This window comes from Salinibacillus kushneri, from assembly GCF_900111405.1.
Taxonomy (GTDB): domain Bacteria; phylum Bacillota; class Bacilli; order Bacillales; family Alkalibacillaceae; genus Salinibacillus; species Salinibacillus kushneri.
Genome location: NZ_FOHJ01000005.1, coordinates 189,787 through 207,497 on the forward strand (window position 1 = coordinate 189,787; position 17,711 = coordinate 207,497).

Sequence of the window (17,711 nt, forward strand, 5' to 3'; positions counted from 1 at the left end):
GGAGGTCATTAGGATACTTCTCCCCCTATCCCGTATCTAAGTGGGAAAATATTTATAAACTAAAAAAGTATGCTTCTCTCATTTAAGGTGTGTGAGGACAGCCCCTTATTGGAGTCTGTCCTAAGGTTTTATTATACCGTTTTCGGTACTAGATTAAAGCAGCGTTTGTAAATCCATACATAATCTTTTTCGGTTAGATCTCTTGGGTTTCCAACTGTTTGTGGGTCGTTCATAGCTTCTTTGGCCAGACGATTGATCATGTCAGGAGATACACCTTGCTCTTCAAGAGGAGGAATATCCAAGTCTTCTACTAATTGATACATTTCATTAACAGCTGCTTTTGCTGCCTCTTCAGTTGTCATATCAAATGTGTTAACACCAAGTGCTTGAGCAATATGTGCGAATTTATCCGGATGACCCTTCCAGTTATATTCCATTACAGGTCCCATCATGGCTGCAACACATTGACCATGTGCTACTGGGATGATTCCTCCTAATGTTTGAGACATTGCGTGTGCAGCACCTGCCGATTCACTACCATAAGATAACCCAGCTAGCATCGCAGCTTGTGCCATTCCGTAACGTGCTTCGAGGTCTCCTCCATCACTATAAGCACGACGAAGATATTTTGACACATATTCCATGGCAAGTAACGCAACAGAATCGGTTACTGGCTGTGCATAATGCATGGTGTAGCATTCAATGGCGTGTGCTAATGCGTCCACACCAGTCATCGCTGTTACATGTGGTGGCATGGAAACATGTAATTCTGGATCAAGGATTGTTAAGTAAGCTGCAATTAATGGTCCGCCTGTATTAAATTTAAATTCACGCTCTTCATCGGTAATAACGGCCCATTGCGTTACTTCAGAACCTGTTCCTGCTGTTGTTGGAATGGTTGTAAGAGGTGGAATACGGTTTTCTAAAGGTTTTTTGCCTTCTGCAGCTTCATAGTCAAGTACAGAACCTTCGTGTGTGACTTCTACACCAATACCTTTCGCTGTATCCATGGAGCTTCCTCCACCTACTGCTACCAGTCCATCACAGTTTTCCTGCTTAAATAATGAAGATCCTTCAGCAATTAGACGAACAGGTGGGTTTGGTTCTACTTTGTTAAATAGGACAACCTCTACCCCTGCTTCTTTAAGGTGCTTTTCGATAGGCTTTGTTACACCAGCATTATAAATCCCAGGATCAGTAACAAGAAGGGCTTTGGTTACACCAAGGTTTTTCACCTCTTCCCCTACATGCTTAATTGCGCCAATACCATGTTTGATAGCTGTTGGAATTTCAAAGGTATGGAAGTTATGCATATGTTCTACTTTCATATTTAAACTCATTTTATAGCCTCCTCTTATGTTCATAGATTATTTTTTTAAGGGAGATAGTAAGACAAGAAATCCGTCTTCTTATCCCCTTTCAAGTAAATGGGACGTAAACATTCCACACTTACTTCTAAAACCAGTTAATCGGTTCAGGTGCAAGATTATGGAAGATGTGTTTGGTTTCCTGATATTCTTCTAATCCAGGTTTCCCTAGCTCACGGCCAATTCCAGATTGTTTGAAGCCACCCCATGGTGCATGTGGGAAATATAGATTAAAGTCATTAATCCAAACGGTTCCCATACGCATTTTCGCTACACAACGCTCGGCTTTGGCAATATCTGATGTCCATACGCCTCCAGCTAAACCATAGATAGAATCGTTTGCTAGATTAATAGCTTCTTCTTCTGTTGAAAACTTCTCTACAGTAATAACTGGGCCAAAGCCTTCATTTTGAACAACACTCATGTCTGTTGTGCAGTTAGTAAGAACGGTCGGTAAATAGAAGAATCCGTCTTGCAGTGCTGGATCTTCTGGTTGTTTTCCACCAACAGCAATAGTAGCTCCTTCTTTCCTACCATCTTCCACATAGTTCATGACTTTATTTAAATGTTCAGCAGAAATCAATGGACCCATTTGGGTATTGTCATCAAATCCACTACCTAAACGAATGTTAGCTACTCGTTTAACAAGGGCGTCAACAAATTCATCATGAATTTTATCTTCAACAATTAACCGTGTACCTGCCGAGCAAATTTGTCCAGCATGGAAATAAACGCCATTTAATGCCTGGTCAACTGCTGTATCAAAATCAGCATCTGCAAAAATCACATTTGGGTTTTTTCCGCCAAGTTCAAGCGCCAGATTTTTCACATTTACACTTGCTGCCTGCATAATTTTCTTGCCCGTTTGAATGCCACCTGTAAAGGAGATAAGGTCAACATCAGTGTTAGAGGAAAGTTCTGCACCTGCAGTATTACCGGCTCCAAGAACCAGGTTTACAACTCCATTAGGAACTCCCGCTTCTTCCATTAATTCGAATACTTTTACCGTTGTAAGCGGAGTAATTTCACTTGGCTTCATCACAAGTGTGTTTCCTGCTGCAAGTGCAGGTGCCAGCTTCCATGATGCTTGTAGTAATGGATAGTTCCATGGAGTAATCTGTCCACAAACTCCTACTGGCACTTTTACGACTTTACTATTTGAATTTGGTAAAGGAGTATCAATAAGCTCCCCACCATCTTTATCTGCCAATTCTGCATAATAACGGAAAACCCCGGCAATATCGTCCATGTCGCCTCTACTTTCTTCTACGGTTTTTCCTGTATCCAGGGATTCTAATCGAGCTAATTCTTCCCGGTCCCTCTTAATGAAATCGGCAATTTTCATCACGATCGCACTACGCTCTGATGCCGGTGTGTTTGGCCAATCTCCCTGATTAAAGGCTTTTCTTGCTGCTTTAATGGCCTTTTTTGCATCATTTTCGTTACCTTCTGCAGCAGTGGCGATGACTTCTTGATTAAATGGGTTAATGATTTCTCTTACTTCTTTTGAGAGGGCCGGTACCCATTCACCATTAATGAATTGTAATTTTGTTTCCATCTGATTTCCCTCCTTACTGTGATGAGATGACTGTCTAGCTCACACTCTGTAAATAGGGTTAAATATTTAGTGGAGATCAGCTACAGTACACCCCAACCTTGTTCAAACATCACCCTTTAATAGATTCTTTATGTAATGAGCAAGATTCCATAAAGTTAATTTTGTTAAGAAAAAATTTAATGTTTGGAACAAAATTAATTTAACACGAATATTTAAAATCTGTCAAAGATCTTATTAAATTTTTTTAATCTTTTTAATAAGATTTCGATTTTTAACTCTGTTAACAATACAGTCATACTACAACGGCGAGAAATGTTTTTCAGTATCAAAGAAGATAAACAACGAAATGTAATAAGTCCCGTAATCCTTTTATCAATTAGACGAATATTCCATCCATTCAAATTGATTCTTCAGAACCACGGGACTTTTATGTTTCCTTATACGGTTTTATATTCCTGATTCAGGGAGTTTAGCAGTTCCAGCTACGAGGTCCTCATGCCTCTTAGAAACAGGATCTGCTTAATCTACTTGGTCCATTCATTTACTAACTGTTGATTTTCTTCTACCCATTTTTCTGCTCCGACAATCGGATCCTTGTCTTTTGCTTCTGCTTCAGCCACATAGGTCATTAATTCACCAATTGCCTGATCATCCATTTTCCAGTTTTTAAACCATTTGCTTACTTCAGGATAATCTTCCGCAAATCCGTGACGGGTAGCATGATGAATTTTTTCTACACCACCATAAACCTTTTTAGAATCTTTGAGATATTTTAAATCCAATTGTGAAAAGATACGGTGTGGACTCCATAATGGAGCAACAATAGGCTCCTCGTCTTCCATTGCTTCCTCTATTTCAGTTAACATAGCTGGTTCAGAACTTGGTACTAATTCATAATCCAAGTTATATTTTTTAATGACATCTTTGGTAACCATCATTGTCCCTGCCCCAGAGTCAAAGCCAGTAATTTCCCCGTTCAGGGCTTCTTTTTGATCATTTAAATCCTCAATACTATTGACATCTTCCATATAGCTTGGTACAACTAGTCCAACTTTTGCATTATCATACCATGTTTCTTCAGAGAAATTAACTTCTTCCTTATACTTCTCCAAATAATTAGCATCCTGAACTGGTAACCATATTTCAAGATTCACATCCAATTCACCTTTTGACAACGCTGACATTTGTACACCCATATCAAGAAGATTGAACTCAACCTGGTAACCTTTATTTTCAAGAATGACTTTCCACATATTTGTTACGGCAACATTTTCAGCCCAGCTAATCTGCCCCATCGTAATAACGGGCTTATCACTGGCACTTTCTTCTTGAGTATTTGTTTTTTCTTCTTTTGTATTACCTCCACAAGCGCTTAAAATCATTGTGAAAATGATTGCTGTGATTAGTGGAATTCGATTCTTATAAAACATAGGGATTAAAAAACGCCTCCTAATTGTAATGATTTATGATTTATTTTCTTCTGTTTCCTTTGGTAAAAACTCAAATATTTCTTCTGAACGAATACTTTCAACCAGCTTCTCAAGCCAGTGATAATAGACCTTAGATTGATCTAACAAGTGATAGTCTTCCCCTGCTTTATTACGAATGGATTCAGAAACCGAAGAATCCTCTATAATCTCAGATAACTCTTTTTCTGCTTTGTGGATGGCTTGAAGATTCATTTTTACTTCCCGTTCCCACATTTGACAGAAGTATGCCATAAAAGAATGAAAAAAATTCTTTTCTGCCGTGTACGTATGTTTTCTTGTACCACGCTGAAACTTCTTCTTGACCATTTCAATTTGCTGAAGCTTACGAACGTTTGTACTCATACTTGGTTTGCTCATACTAAGTTCTTCACGCATTTCATCCAAATTCATTTGGTCCTTAAAATACATCGTGGCGTAAATTTTACCGGCTGCTGGTGTCACTCCATATAAATCCATCGTTTCTGATATGGCCTCGATGACATATCCCTCGGCGTTATCAAGCTTTTCTCTTGCCCTCTCATCTTGTGATGGTTTATCCAATAAAAAAACCTCCGTTTAACCCTATTCATTAAATTAAATTTTTTCTTAACAAATCTAATGATAAAGGAATATGAGATATTGTCAAATACAGTATGGACTAAGAATGAGCCTCTGTAATCCTGTTAGTTACTTAAATCTAAGTATTTGTTACCATATTCCATCCTCCACAAAAAAAGAGACAGTAGTTCTGTCCCTAGGCAACGCTTTCTTTTATTTGATAAATAAAATGTTCAATTTCTCCTGGCGAAGATAAAATGATAACTTGCTGATTATGAGGCTTTTCTTTCAAATACTTTAAAATTACAGGCTTTTTGGTTTTGGGAAAGTGCCATACATATTTTAAAAATTCCCAATCTATTTTCTCTTTACACCCCTCCCCCATATCCGGACGGGTTTTATTATGATATTGCAGACGTCGCTTTAACACGCGATAGGTACATAAAATTCTGGATAAGTCTAGATAAATCACGGCGTCTGCCTGCCTCAGACGGAGATCCAATGTACTTGTATACGTTCCATCAAAAATCCATTTCTCTTTTGATGTCAACTTATCTTGGATACGTTTCTGCTCTTCCTTTGTGGCTAAGACCCATCCAGGTTTCCAGAATAATTGATCAAGATGAAATACTTCCATTTGCAATATTTCTCCTAATGTTCTCGCTAAGGTTGATTTACCTGAACCGCTCGACCCAATGATTGCTATACGTTTCATAAATCTCTCTCCTTCTGTATCAAGTTAAATATTTACTGCACCCCTTTTGACTAACAAAGGTCGACCATAATTCCAAATTACCTCCACAGTAATCTCAAAGAAATCAGAGAGTGTTTGATTGGCAATCATTTCAGTAGTTTTTCCTGACAAAAATACCTTTCCCTTTTTCAGCAGGAGGGTCTTATGAAAAATCGGCAAAATTTCATCAATACGATGTGTCACATAAATCATAACTGGAGAACGTGTTCCAGTTCCTATGGTTTCTATGATTTCTAATAATTGTTCCCGCGCAATAAAATCAAGTCCGCTTGTCGGCTCGTCTAGAATCAGTAATTCTGGGTCAGCCATAAGGGATCTGGCAATTAAAACACGCTGTTTTTCCCCTTGTGACAAAGTGCTATAAGTCTGGTTAGCATAATCCAGACACCCCATTTTTTCCAGAAGAGATATCGCTTTTTTTCGCAAGTCATTAGTAGGCGTTTCATAAAGACCGATGGAAGCAAACGCACCACTTAGTACAATTTCAAAAGCATTATCATCAGGATAAAATTTTTGCTGAAGTGAGGATGACACGAGACCAATTTTCGTTCTCAAATACTCAGCCAAAGGATCTTTACCAAATTCCTTTTCAAGAACCTTCACTTTTCCTTCTGTTGGGAAATAATAGGCATTTAATAGATTTAATAATGCCGTCTTTCCTGCTCCATTCAAACCATATAATACCCAGTGTTCCCCCTTTTGGATATGCCAATCAATGCTCTGAAGAATCCATTTACCATTACGTTTGAGAGAAACACCCTCTAATTCTACGACCATCCCCAGTAATTCCCCCTTCATTATGGATTTGTGTGTATTTATTACTTACTATAATATTTTTAAGAAAAGTCCTCAAATTAAAAAAACTTATGGTATAATATTTCTATCTGAAAATTCATATTTTTGGATAGAAATTTTGTTAAAGGAGGCGGTCATGATGTATAAAACTGCAATGATTATTTTTAATTTTAAGGGGATTACGTCTCTTTGACAAAAGCGTCTTCCCCATTCTGAAAGGGGAATCTTATGAAAAATACGAATGTAAAGCTTGTAGAATTGAATGAAAACAACTGGTATGAATGTTGTAAATTGGAAGTGTCAAAGGAACAAGATACCTTTATCGAACCAAATGCTGTTTCGATTGCCCAATCAAAGTTTGAACCTGCTCTAAGGCCATTTGCCATTTATGATCAAAACCAAGTGGTTGGGTTTTTAATGTACAGCACAGAAAAAGAAGAGCTTGACGGCTACTGGGTATATCGAATCATGGTCGACAAAAGATTTCAAGGTAAAGGGATTGGAAAAGCAGCAACCGAGCTTATGCTGGCTGAAATGGTCCATTTACCCAATATGAACAGAATTGTGGTTGGCTATCATTCAGAAAACAAAAATGCCCACGCTTTATATGAAAGCTTAGGTTTTATCGATTATGGGGACCGGTTCGGGAAAGAAAGGGCCGTCATTAAGTCCTTTTAGATAAACAGCAAAAAAATTAGGGACTGTCCCTCACCGCTTTACTGTATTTATACATTAGCGAAAAGAGGGACAGTCCCTAAATTATTTATGATTCTGATTGTGGTTTTCTGTGTTTAATAAAGAAGGTCAATATTAAACCAATAAAAGCAAATACTCCAGCGAAGATGAAGCTCATATTTACACCATGAACGGCACCCTCCAAGCCTTCTGATGGGATGACCGTATTTGACATAACGGTTACCATAAGTGCTGTACCTACTGCCCCAGCTACTTGACGCATCGTATTATTCATTGCTGTACCATGTGAAATGATGTCAAGTGGTAACTCATTTAAGCCTGCTGTCGTTACCGGCATCATAACCATAGCAATCCCCAGCATTCTTACCGCATTGAGCACAGCAATATAAGTAAATGTAGTTTCTACTGTTAATGTTGTGAACATAAACGTGGTCACTACTAAGACTGTTAAGCCAATAATGGATAGCCATTTGGCACCAAATTTATCAAATAATCTTCCTGTAACAGGGTTCATTAATCCCATAGTTGCAGCACCTGGTAAAAGTGCTAATCCAGATTCAAATGCCGTAAAACCAAGCATATCCTGCATATATAATGGTAAAATCACCATAGAACCAATCATGGCTAGAAAGACAACCATACCTAAAATTGTAGTAAGTGTGAAAATTTTATATTTAAAAACTCTAAATTCCAGAATTGGTTCTTCCAGTTTTAACTGTCTAACAATGAACCAAGTTAGTGCTATAGCACCGATAGCCATGGAGATGTAGACATTTGTATTTGCCCAGCCTTTATCTCCACCTGCTACACTAAATCCATATAACAATCCTCCAAAACCAAATGTGGATAAGAGAATCGATAATGAATCTAATTTTGGGAAGTATCTCTTCGTTACATTCCTTAATACAAAGTAAGCCACAAAAATATCAATCACGATTATAGGCAGAATTAAATAGAATAAACTTCTCCATGGAAAATGTTCCACCATCCATCCTGATAATGTTGGTCCAATAGCTGGCGCAAAAGCAATAACTAATCCGAACATCCCCATAGCAGTTCCCCTTTTATTACGAGGGAAGGTCAGGAATAGAATCGTTTGCATTAGAGGCATAATAATACCAGCCGCAGCAGCTTGGAAAATTCTTCCTACCATTAAAATGGAAAAATTCGGGGCAATCGAACAAATAATGGTACCAATTGCAAATGATCCAAGCGCTGACATAAATAATCGTCTGGTTGTAAAATGACCAATTAAAAATGCTGTAATCGGAATCATAATCCCGTTTATCAGCATAAAAATTGATTGTAACCATTGTGCAACACTATAATCTAACTTTAAATCTGCTGCAATCTTAGGTAGGGCTGTCGCCAGCAATGTTTGATTTAAAATAGCTACAAAAGCCCCAGACAGTAACACAATCATAATGACCCATTTATTATAGTCCGTATTCGCTTGTTCTGTTTGTTGATTTTCATTTTCACTCATAAGACATTACCCTTCTTTCTAACTACTATCTTTATTTACTTTGTACAAACGTGGGCCAAATTAACTGACCTTACTAACCCTAACCATAACTATCCTTCCTGAATAAGCCTCTTATATAATCGTTCAAGAACAAGAACTTCTTTATGGATAGACTCTTCTTGATCTAAGTAAGAAATCAACGCTTCCATTAAAAATGGCTTGGGCGTATTACTTTCCAGTTCCTCTCTCAACAAATGAACAGCTTCCATATACTTTTCTAAATTCTTCGCCTTTACTTTTTCTTCAATGATGTTTAAACAATCCTTTATACGTTCTTTTGGTTTTTCTGGTTGTAAATAATCCGTTAAAACCGGTTCTGTATTAGGAAGTGTTTCAACAATTGAATCCATAACAGTCGAAATAAAAGTAGACAGATGATATACATCAACTGTTTTTTCACTAAAAATGACCGTTACGATATACTCTTTCAAAATTCCCTCAAGTATAATTATGATGTCTGTTATATAGGGTTCGATTTTCTCCCCATAAGTATCCAAAAGAATTTCCCTATGAAGATTAATTAATGATGATTTCAACTTACTCATAATTTCAGATACTTGTTTATTTTCACTTGGAGGAAAATTTTTAAATAATACGGTGAAGAAGTCCCGGTTATTAATCCATTGTTCCAGTTCATGACACAGATTTCTTATTAAGACTTCTCTTTTGGTCAATCCTTTAACCTGCTTCATCGAAGAAACCTGTTTAATCATGTTTTCATAGTGCATTTTTAAAATATCAATTAATAAACTTTCTTTCGTGTCAAAATATTTATAAAATGCACCCTTTGAAATACCAGCGGCTTCTGCAATTTCCTGTACAGAAGTTTGATAAAATCCCTTCTCTGAAAAAAGCTGTATTGCACGGTTCATGAGCTCATTTTTCTTAGGCATTGAACCCCTCCAGACCAAACAGTCATACTGTCTGACTCAATAGTCACTTTATGTATACTAATGGTTTTTCATTAAATTGTCAACGGTGATGTACTAGATTTTTTTAGCTATTGGTAAGATTAGAATCATGATTAAGCAATGAGTTTTCTTACATTCATTAAACAAATATTTTGAATGCAAAATACGAATAACTTATAATAGTTGATGGATTTTTGCTATCAGGAGGTTAAAAAATGAGTACAAAAGAAATGAAACAACAGCGTCAGGCAGATTATGATATTGATTCCATTTACTTAGATCGCTGGTCTCCTCGTTCATTTTCAGAAAAAGAGGTACCGGAAGAGATTCTTATGAGTGTATTTGAAGCTGCTCGATGGGCTCCATCGGCAATGAATATGCAGCCATGGCGTTTTATTATCGCCCGTAACCAGGAAGACAGGGAAAAATTCCATTCTTTTATTATGGAAGGAAACTTAAAGTGGTGTAAAAAAGCTCCTGTACTTGCTGTTATTATTTCAAATAAAGAGGATGGTTCTCACGCATTTGATACAGGTACGGCATGGGGATATATGTCTTTAGAAGCCTGGAAAAAAGGACTTATCACCCATCCAATGGGAGGTTTTCATAAGGATAAAGCAAGAGAAGTCTTAAATATTCCCGAAGAGTATGACATCCAGGCCTTAATTGCGATTGGATATCAAGGAGAAAAAGAAGATCTTCCTGAAGACCTGCAAAAACGAGAACAACGATCTGAGCGACGTCCTGTGAAGGAATCAGTATTTGAAGGGAAATTTGAATAAAATAACAAAATCAGGTAAGACGCCAGTTTAGCCATATACAGATTGACTAAAGCTATAGGAGATAGAAGCAACACAACGAACTTAAGCTGGAGTCGTATCGTTCGAAGGTAAAGATGTTTTTGTTGGAGATGAACATGGCATTCCTGAATTTTATTGACTGAGCTCTCATTTATCATTTCCTATATCAAGAAAAAGAAGCAGAACATCAGCTATTCTGCTTCTTTTTTGATTTTACTATTACTATATATTCTTTTTGAAACGGTATTGTGGGCCACTGAAACCTCTTCCCCATACAATCCAAATCCTACCTGCTTCCTATGAAAAGCAACAATGAAATTCGTGTGGTTATGGAGATTACAGCTTCCTCTTAGCGGGACTGGGTATTACTTTGAACATGGTACGATTGATTTCTACTCTGCTGTAAACTACAACTCTATTATACCTTAACGACCTCTGGAAAATATATTCCTTTGAAGCCGTTTATGATTCAAATCCATGAGCAAAATAATGTACAATCCCTGAATGCTTCATTTAAGATAAACCACGTTACTTCATTAGTGATTTCTTTATCCGCAATGACTGCTAGTTAAACTATGAGAAATATTGCGGGCTGTTAATCCTCGTAACTTATAATCCATTACAAATTTTAAAAAGCAATGTTGCACGTAATAAGGAGGAACAACAAATATGAATTCAAAATATGAGAATCTTTTTTCTTCATTCACCTTACCCAACGGTACAGAATTAAAGAATCGACTAATCATGGCACCAATGACCAACTTTTCATCTAACTCAGATGGAACGGTAACAGATGCAGAAGTTCAATACTATGCACGACGTTCTAGTGGTGTCAGTATGGTCATTACTGCTTGTACATATGTCACGCCAAATGGAAAAGGATTTCCTGGGGAGTTTGGCGCAGACAGCGATGATATGATCCCAAGCCTAAAAAAACTGGCTAAAGGAATTAAAGATCAAGGTGCTAAAGCCGTACTTCAAATTTTCCATGGTGGAAGAATGTGCCCACCTCATTTAGTTCCCAATCAAGATGTGGTGAGTGCAAGTAATATTCCAGCTGAAGGGGATGACAATCCGACACCAAGGGCTTTAAGCGAGTCTGAAACAGAAGATATCATTAAGGCTTTTGGTGACACTACGCAGCGTGCCATTGAAGCTGGATTTGATGGTGTTGAAATCCATGGAGCAAATGGCTATATCCTTCAACAATTCTTCTCACCTCATTCTAATCGGAGAGAAGATCGATTTGGCGGAACATTAGAAAAGCGTATGACTTTTCCATTAGAGATTGTTCATGAAGTTAATCGTGTTGTAAAAGAGCACGCTGACTCTTCCTTTATTGTAGGCTATCGTTTTTCACCGGAAGAGCAGGAAACGCCCGGAATTACCATGGATGATACGCTTGCATTAGTAGATAATCTTGCAAATCAAGAGTTAGACTATTTACATGTTTCACTCATGGACTATCGATCCAAGCCTAGACGTGGAGTTAAAGATTTAAATAAATCACGTATCGCTTATTTATTGGAAACAATAAACAACCGTGTACCTCTTATTGGTGTTGGTTCAATCTATACAGCGGATGACGCGAAAAATGCTCTTGATACAGGAGTCCCATTATTAGCTTTAGGGCGGGAAATCATTATTGATCCTGACTGGGTACAAAAGCTTGCGGAAGGAAAAGAAGAGGAAATCATAACAGAACTTGATACGGATAAGCAGAAAGAATTGGTTGTGCCTGATCCGTTATGGAATATCATTACAAATACACCTGGCTGGTTCCCTGGAATTCATTAATGAATAAATAACACTTCATTTTTAAAAGAAAAGGTTGAACCTTTTTGTAAAAGGGAATTCATTTATTATTTTTATGGATATTGCATACACGAAACTAAAAGGCCTGTCTACAAAATTATTCTCGTAAGAAGATATGATCCATTTGTTTCCTTTTTCAAAATAAGTATATAATGTAGTAGGATAGAACAATATAAGCAGTCGATTCCAATTTAAACAAAGGGGATATTATAATGAACTTCAAAAACATTACAGTCGCTGGTAGCGGCGTACTAGGAAGTCAAATAGCCTATCAAACGGCATTTAAAGGCTTTACTGTATCTGTTTACGACATTAGTGAAGAAGCCATTAAAAAAGCTCAGGAAAGAGTCACTAAATTAAAGAGTGGCTACCAAAATAATCTAAACGCCACTGAAGAAGAAGTGAATGCAGCCTATAATCGCATGTTCTTCTCTTCCGACTTGTCAAAGGCTGTAGAAAATGCAGATTTAGTCATTGAAGCAGTTCCTGAAGTCGTGGAAATAAAAAAAGAATTCTATAGCAATTTAAGTAAAGTTACACCAGAGAAAACGATTTTTGCTACAAATTCATCAACGTTTCTACCTAGTCAATTTGCTGAGGAAACAGGACGTCCAGAGAAATTTTTAGCGTTGCATTTTGCTAATGAAATCTGGAAAAATAATACCGCTGAAATTATGAAGCATCCTGGTACAGATGAACAGGTATTTCATGATGTGATTGAATTTGCTAAGGCTATTGGTATGGTAGCGCTACCTCTACATAAGGAGCAGCCTGGATACATTTTGAATTCTCTACTTGTACCTTTATTAGATGCGGCAGAAAAACTGCTTGTAAATGATGTAGCAGATGTGGAAACCATCGATAAAACCTGGATGATTGCTACTGGGGCACCAAACGGACCATTTGCGATTTTAGATGTAGTTGGCATTAATACAGCTTTTAATATTGTACAGGACAAGGCAAAGAAAACAGGAGACCCTTTATATAAAAAATTAGCAAAGTTCCTTAAAGAGGAATATCTTGATAAAGGGAAGCTTGGTGTGGAAAGTGGTGAAGGCTTCTACAAATATCCAAACCCATCATTCCTGGATTCTGATTTTCTTAAATAACTTTAAAAATGGGCAGTACCAGGTACTGCCCATTTTTTATACAGTATTATTTCATCAAAGCCAGTGAGCCCATTGGATCCCATGGTTTGAGCATAACAGGTTCTTTTTCCCATGCTTTTTTAAGCTCCTCTGAAAGGTACTTTTTATGAATAACAACTTGATAGGTATACTGATTCATCCACTCATCACTTGCTACGAAATAGCCATCATTTCCTGCTTTCGTACCCCAGCTGTTTTCTATCTTCCAGCGATTCGGTTTTCCATCTGCAAGGTTTACGCCGGTTAAAACCATAGCGTGAGTCAGCATACCTTCTTTATAATCTAACCGTTCTGCTTTTGACATGTTAAAAGAAAAACCAAAGGCTTTGTCAAAATCATATAGTTCGGGATCCAAAATACCTTCATCACGATTCATATATTGTGCTACATCACACCCAAACCAAACCGTTTCGTTATCCTTAATTTGCTGAATCGCTAAGTCTTTCAAGATTGCCATATCTACATTCAAATATTTAATTGGTTTTCCACCTGCTACATTACCAAGAAATTGGACCGTATATGTTTTACCATAAGGCTTATCTTGAGTAGGTGCATTAATGACACTTACATAATAACGTAAGTCAAGACCAACGTATTTCCAGTAAAATTCCTGCGGGGTTATCCCTGCCTCCCTATGAAATTCCTTATTTTCATCCCGGTACTCAAAATCAAACGTTTGAGGAGGTTCACCAAGCGTATAAGCGAGTATGGTATAAATTTCTGACAACATCTCTTTTTTAATCTGCTGTAGTTCTTCTTCAGATTGTCTTTGTTGATAGCTGGTTCGCAGCTTCATAGCATCCTCACGCAACTTTGCATTCAACAATGTATTTAATTGCCTGGAGTTTCCACTATGAAACGTTTCCGGCATCACTTGTTTTGGAACCACTCCATATTTCTCAATAAGAGATACAAGCATATCCCACTGTCCGCCATCCTGCTGCGGCGTATCCAAAAGCCATGAGACCAATCGTCCATCCAAAGGTTCTTCAATGCTTTCAAGAATATTCTCTAAAAAGTAATTGGCTTTCTCAAATTTATCCCAGAAGTTTACATAGTTTTGAGACAGCTCAAAATCCTGAAGATTAAAACTCTCATTTAATTTGTGTGTAAAAGTATTCAATGCTGCAAACATCCAACATCGTCCACTCTGTTTTTGGTTCGTTACTTTTCCTGTTTCGATTTCCTCAGAAAATACATGATTCATAGAAATGACAGATGCTTGGTTTGTTGTTGATGCCTGGATGCCGTTTTTAATCATTGTGTCTTTAATAACCTGCTTTTGTGCATCTTTATTAATTTGCTTTGAAAAGGCTGATACCATGTCGGCGCTAATCTTCTTTGTCATTTCTTCTTCTCCTCCCCCTTTTCTACCTTTTCGTTTATTATATGCCTCTTTTATCTAAAAAAGCAAAAATTATATAATGGAATCTATCATTCCTTGAGCGTAAATAAAAAATTTTTTTAGGATTTAAAACAGCCGTATAATCCCCATTGGTCATTCTCATTTTTCGTCTAAAAGAAATCAGCTATTGAAAATATAAACCAAGCATGATTTAATAGAAGTCAGATTCAATTACATCTACATATTGATGATGCAATTATATTTACAACTATATATTGTTTTGCCGGTAGTTAAGATGCCAATAGGCTTAAAAGGGAATCTGGTGAAATTCCAGAACTGCCCCCGCAACTGTGATTGGTACGAACTGGACAAACCACTGTTTAAGAGAGTGAGTTACGTCATTTTCTAAATGGGAAGGGTCCATAGTAGATTATGCCAAAGTCAGGAGACCTGTCTTAACTTTGATGTTTCAAATTTCTCGGGGATTGGGAAGATGGAACGATGGCCATAAAAAAGATTTGGACAGAATCTTTTGTCCTATTTTTATCGTGGTATATCGTTTATTAAGCTGCTCATATCCTTGAGCAGCTTTTTTATATTACAAAAGCTCTACTAGTAGGTTTTTTTAAATTTTCTATTCTATTAAAGGAGGCGTCAGGATGTCTACATCCACCTATACAGAAGAAGTAGAAATCGTCTTAACAGAAATCGAGTCAATTGCAGAAGCCTATGACATCGATGTAACAAAGTTAAAAAATCAAGTGTTACAAGCAAGCTCAGGTCATTCCAATCTAAAACAGGAGGCTATGTTTTATGCACTGAACCACATCTCAATGGATCAGCCCAATTGGACATTCTTAGCTGCACGTTTATATCTGCAAGAACTCTATGAACAGGCTGCTGTTAATCGGGGGTACAGTCCATCACGTAAATACGGGAATTTGTTTAAGCTGATGTCTACTTTAACCTATAAAGGAATCTACACCCCATCTCTCCTGTCTACTTATGCAAAAGCTGAAGTGGAAGAACTGGAGAAAGAAATCGAGCCAAGTCGTGACCATTTATTCAATTACATCGGTTTATTTTTACTGGCAGACCGTTACCTTGCCAAAGACCATGAGCAAAACATTTATGAACTTCCTCAGGAGCGATTTATGATGATCGCTATGACACTTATGCAAAATGAGGATCCAAAGCATCGAGTTAAGCTCGTGAAGGAAGCTTATTGGGCATTAAGTCATCTATACATGACCGTCGCAACCCCAACACTTGCTAATGCGGGGAAAAGTTATGGACAGCTTTCCTCATGCTTTATCGATACAGTCGATGATTCACTGGATGGAATCTATTTAAACAACTGGGATATCGCTCGGTTAAGCAAGGATGGTGGTGGTCTTGGAATTTATTATGGTAAAGTACGAGCATTAGGATCGGATATAAAAAAATTTAAAGGAAATTCCTCAGGAGTTATCCCATGGATTCGTCTTATTAATGATACAGCTGTCAGTGTGGACCAATTGGGTCAAAGACAAGGTGCAGTTGCAGTGTATTTGGATATATTTCATAAAGATATCATGAATGGCTTTTTAGACTTAAAAACAAATAATGGGGATGAGCGACGAAAGGCTCATGATATATTCACAGGTGTTTCGATTCCTGATTTATTTATGCAAAAATTAGAAGAAGTTGATGAGAATGGAAAAAGTATTGGAGAGTGGCATACCTTTTGTCCTCACCAGGTCAAACAATTCATGGGCTGGAAAGACAAATATGGAAATGGTTTAGGTCTGGAAGATTTCTATGATGAGGAAAATCAAAAATATTTTACCGAAAAATATGAAGAAGCTGTCAATCATCCCCTATTACCAAGAAAAACATATCGTGCCATGGATATTATGGCTCGTATTATGGTAGCCCAATTAGAAACCGGAACTCCTTACATATTCTATCGAGATGAAGTAAACCGGCAAAACCCTAATAAACATTTAAAAGGAGAAGGACTGACAAGTGTTTATTGCAGTAATTTGTGTACTGAAATTACACAAAATATGTCCCCTACAACCATTACGAATGAATATAAGGATGAGGATGGAAATATTGTAATGGTTCGAAAACCAGGGGATTTTGTAGTATGTAATTTATCATCAATTAACTTACCCCGTGCTGTAAAAGCAGATGTATTAGAGCGACTTATTCGTATTCAAGTAAGAATGCTGGATAATGTGATTGATATCAACACCATTCCTGTGAGACAAGCGGGGGTAACTAATCAAAAATATCGTGCAGTAGGTCTCGGTACATTTGGCTGGCACCATTTATTAGCCCTTAAAGGAATTCATTGGGAGTCAGATGAGGCAGTAGAATTAGCCGATCAATTATATGAAGATATCGCCTTTTTCACCATTCAATCTTCAATGGAATTATCATATGAGAAAAAAGCTTACCAGGAATTCAATGGATCTGAATGGGAAACAGGAAAATATTTTGAGCGAAAAGGCTACACATCAGATCGTTGGCAGGAATTAAAAAAAGATGTCCAACAATACGGTATTCGTAACGGCTGGCTTATGGCTGTAGCACCTAATTCATCAACAGCAAAAATCGGAGCTTCGACTGATGGTATTGATCCTTTATATGCAGTTGAGTATGCAGAAGAAAAAAAGAACTTCAAATTTAAAGTAACCGCTCCTGATTTAGACCATGTCACCTATAACTATTACCGAAAATCAAGGCATGAATTAGATCAATTATGGAGTATTAAACAAAATGCTGCACGTCAGCGTCATGTTGACCAGTCCATTAGCTTTAACCTTTACGTAAGACATGATATTAAAGCAAAGGATTTACTACGGTTACATATGGAAGCCTGGAAGCAGGGGCTGAAAACAACGTATTATGTTCGAAGTACGTCGCAGGCTGAGATTGCTGAATGTGAGGCTTGTCATAGTTAAGTAAGAAATGAAGACAAAC

The 17,711-nt window shown here is 37.3% G+C and carries 14 protein-coding genes and 1 riboswitch; of the genes, 5 read left to right on the forward strand and 9 right to left on the reverse strand.

What is annotated here, in order from left to right; translation table 11 throughout:
• Positions 1-131 precede the first annotated feature (131 nt).
• The 6 genes from gbsB to BMX63_RS09320 all read right to left on the reverse strand — a co-directional run bounded on the left by gbsB (position 132) and on the right by BMX63_RS09320 (position 6,483).
• Entirely contained in the window at positions 132-1,340 is a 1,209-nt protein-coding gene (gene gbsB / locus BMX63_RS09295; RefSeq protein ID WP_093134556.1) for a choline dehydrogenase, read from the reverse strand.
• Between the two features lie 115 nt (positions 1,341-1,455).
• Positions 1,456-2,925: a betaine-aldehyde dehydrogenase gene (gene betB / locus BMX63_RS09300; protein WP_093134560.1), complete on the reverse strand. Its 1,470-nt coding sequence runs from the start codon at positions 2,923-2,925 to the stop codon at positions 1,456-1,458.
• Between the two features lie 524 nt (positions 2,926-3,449).
• On the reverse strand, positions 3,450-4,355 hold the full coding sequence (locus BMX63_RS09305; protein WP_093134563.1) for a glycine betaine ABC transporter substrate-binding protein: 906 nt from the start codon (positions 4,353-4,355) through the stop codon (positions 3,450-3,452).
• 33 nt (positions 4,356-4,388) lie between these two features.
• Positions 4,389-4,955, reverse strand: coding sequence for a choline uptake/conversion transcriptional regulator CudC (gene cudC, locus BMX63_RS09310; protein ID WP_093134565.1), 567 nt, complete (start codon positions 4,953-4,955; stop codon positions 4,389-4,391).
• A gap of 193 nt (positions 4,956-5,148) precedes the next feature.
• On the reverse strand, positions 5,149-5,667 hold the full coding sequence (locus BMX63_RS09315) for a DNA topology modulation protein (protein WP_093134568.1): 519 nt from the start codon (positions 5,665-5,667) through the stop codon (positions 5,149-5,151).
• Positions 5,668-5,691: 24 nt separating this feature from the next.
• Positions 5,692-6,483, reverse strand: a complete 792-nt coding sequence (locus tag BMX63_RS09320) for an ABC transporter ATP-binding protein (RefSeq protein ID WP_093134570.1) — start codon at positions 6,481-6,483, stop codon at positions 5,692-5,694.
• 246 nt (positions 6,484-6,729) lie between these two features.
• Between BMX63_RS09320 and BMX63_RS09325 the strand changes: the two genes are divergently transcribed.
• Positions 6,730-7,179 carry a GNAT family N-acetyltransferase gene (locus BMX63_RS09325; RefSeq protein WP_093134573.1) on the forward strand — a complete coding sequence of 150 codons (450 nt, stop codon included), beginning with the start codon at positions 6,730-6,732 and terminating at the stop codon, positions 7,177-7,179.
• A gap of 85 nt (positions 7,180-7,264) precedes the next feature.
• Here the strand turns inward: BMX63_RS09325 and BMX63_RS09330 are convergent, their stop codons facing one another.
• Positions 7,265-8,683 carry a DHA2 family efflux MFS transporter permease subunit gene (locus tag BMX63_RS09330; RefSeq protein ID WP_093134575.1) on the reverse strand — a complete coding sequence of 473 codons (1,419 nt, stop codon included), beginning with the start codon at positions 8,681-8,683 and terminating at the stop codon, positions 7,265-7,267.
• 89 nt (positions 8,684-8,772) lie between these two features.
• Positions 8,773-9,615 (reverse strand): TetR/AcrR family transcriptional regulator, encoded by an 843-nt coding sequence (locus BMX63_RS09335; protein ID WP_093134578.1) that lies wholly within the window; start codon positions 9,613-9,615, stop codon positions 8,773-8,775.
• 233 nt (positions 9,616-9,848) lie between these two features.
• On the opposite strand from BMX63_RS09335, the gene BMX63_RS09340 reads away from it, so the two are divergent.
• From BMX63_RS09340 to BMX63_RS09350, 3 genes are all read left to right on the forward strand, one after another.
• Positions 9,849-10,415, forward strand: a complete 567-nt coding sequence (locus tag BMX63_RS09340) for a nitroreductase family protein (protein WP_093134581.1) — start codon at positions 9,849-9,851, stop codon at positions 10,413-10,415.
• Positions 10,416-11,102: 687 nt separating this feature from the next.
• On the forward strand, positions 11,103-12,230 hold the full coding sequence (locus BMX63_RS09345; RefSeq protein WP_093134583.1) for an NADH-dependent flavin oxidoreductase: 1,128 nt from the start codon (positions 11,103-11,105) through the stop codon (positions 12,228-12,230).
• A 230-nt stretch (positions 12,231-12,460) separates the two neighbouring features.
• Entirely contained in the window at positions 12,461-13,357 is an 897-nt protein-coding gene (locus BMX63_RS09350) for a 3-hydroxyacyl-CoA dehydrogenase (protein ID WP_093134586.1), read from the forward strand.
• 46 nt (positions 13,358-13,403) lie between these two features.
• On the opposite strand, the gene BMX63_RS09355 is transcribed toward BMX63_RS09350, so the two are convergent.
• Entirely contained in the window at positions 13,404-14,744 is a 1,341-nt protein-coding gene (locus BMX63_RS09355) for a C1 family peptidase (protein WP_093134590.1), read from the reverse strand.
• 273 nt (positions 14,745-15,017) lie between these two features.
• Positions 15,018-15,213, forward strand: a riboswitch (cobalamin riboswitch).
• A 187-nt stretch (positions 15,214-15,400) separates the two neighbouring features.
• On the opposite strand from BMX63_RS09355, the gene BMX63_RS09360 reads away from it, so the two are divergent.
• Positions 15,401-17,692 carry a ribonucleoside-diphosphate reductase subunit alpha gene (locus BMX63_RS09360; RefSeq protein WP_093134593.1) on the forward strand — a complete coding sequence of 764 codons (2,292 nt, stop codon included), beginning with the start codon at positions 15,401-15,403 and terminating at the stop codon, positions 17,690-17,692.
• Positions 17,693-17,711 lie beyond the last annotated feature (19 nt).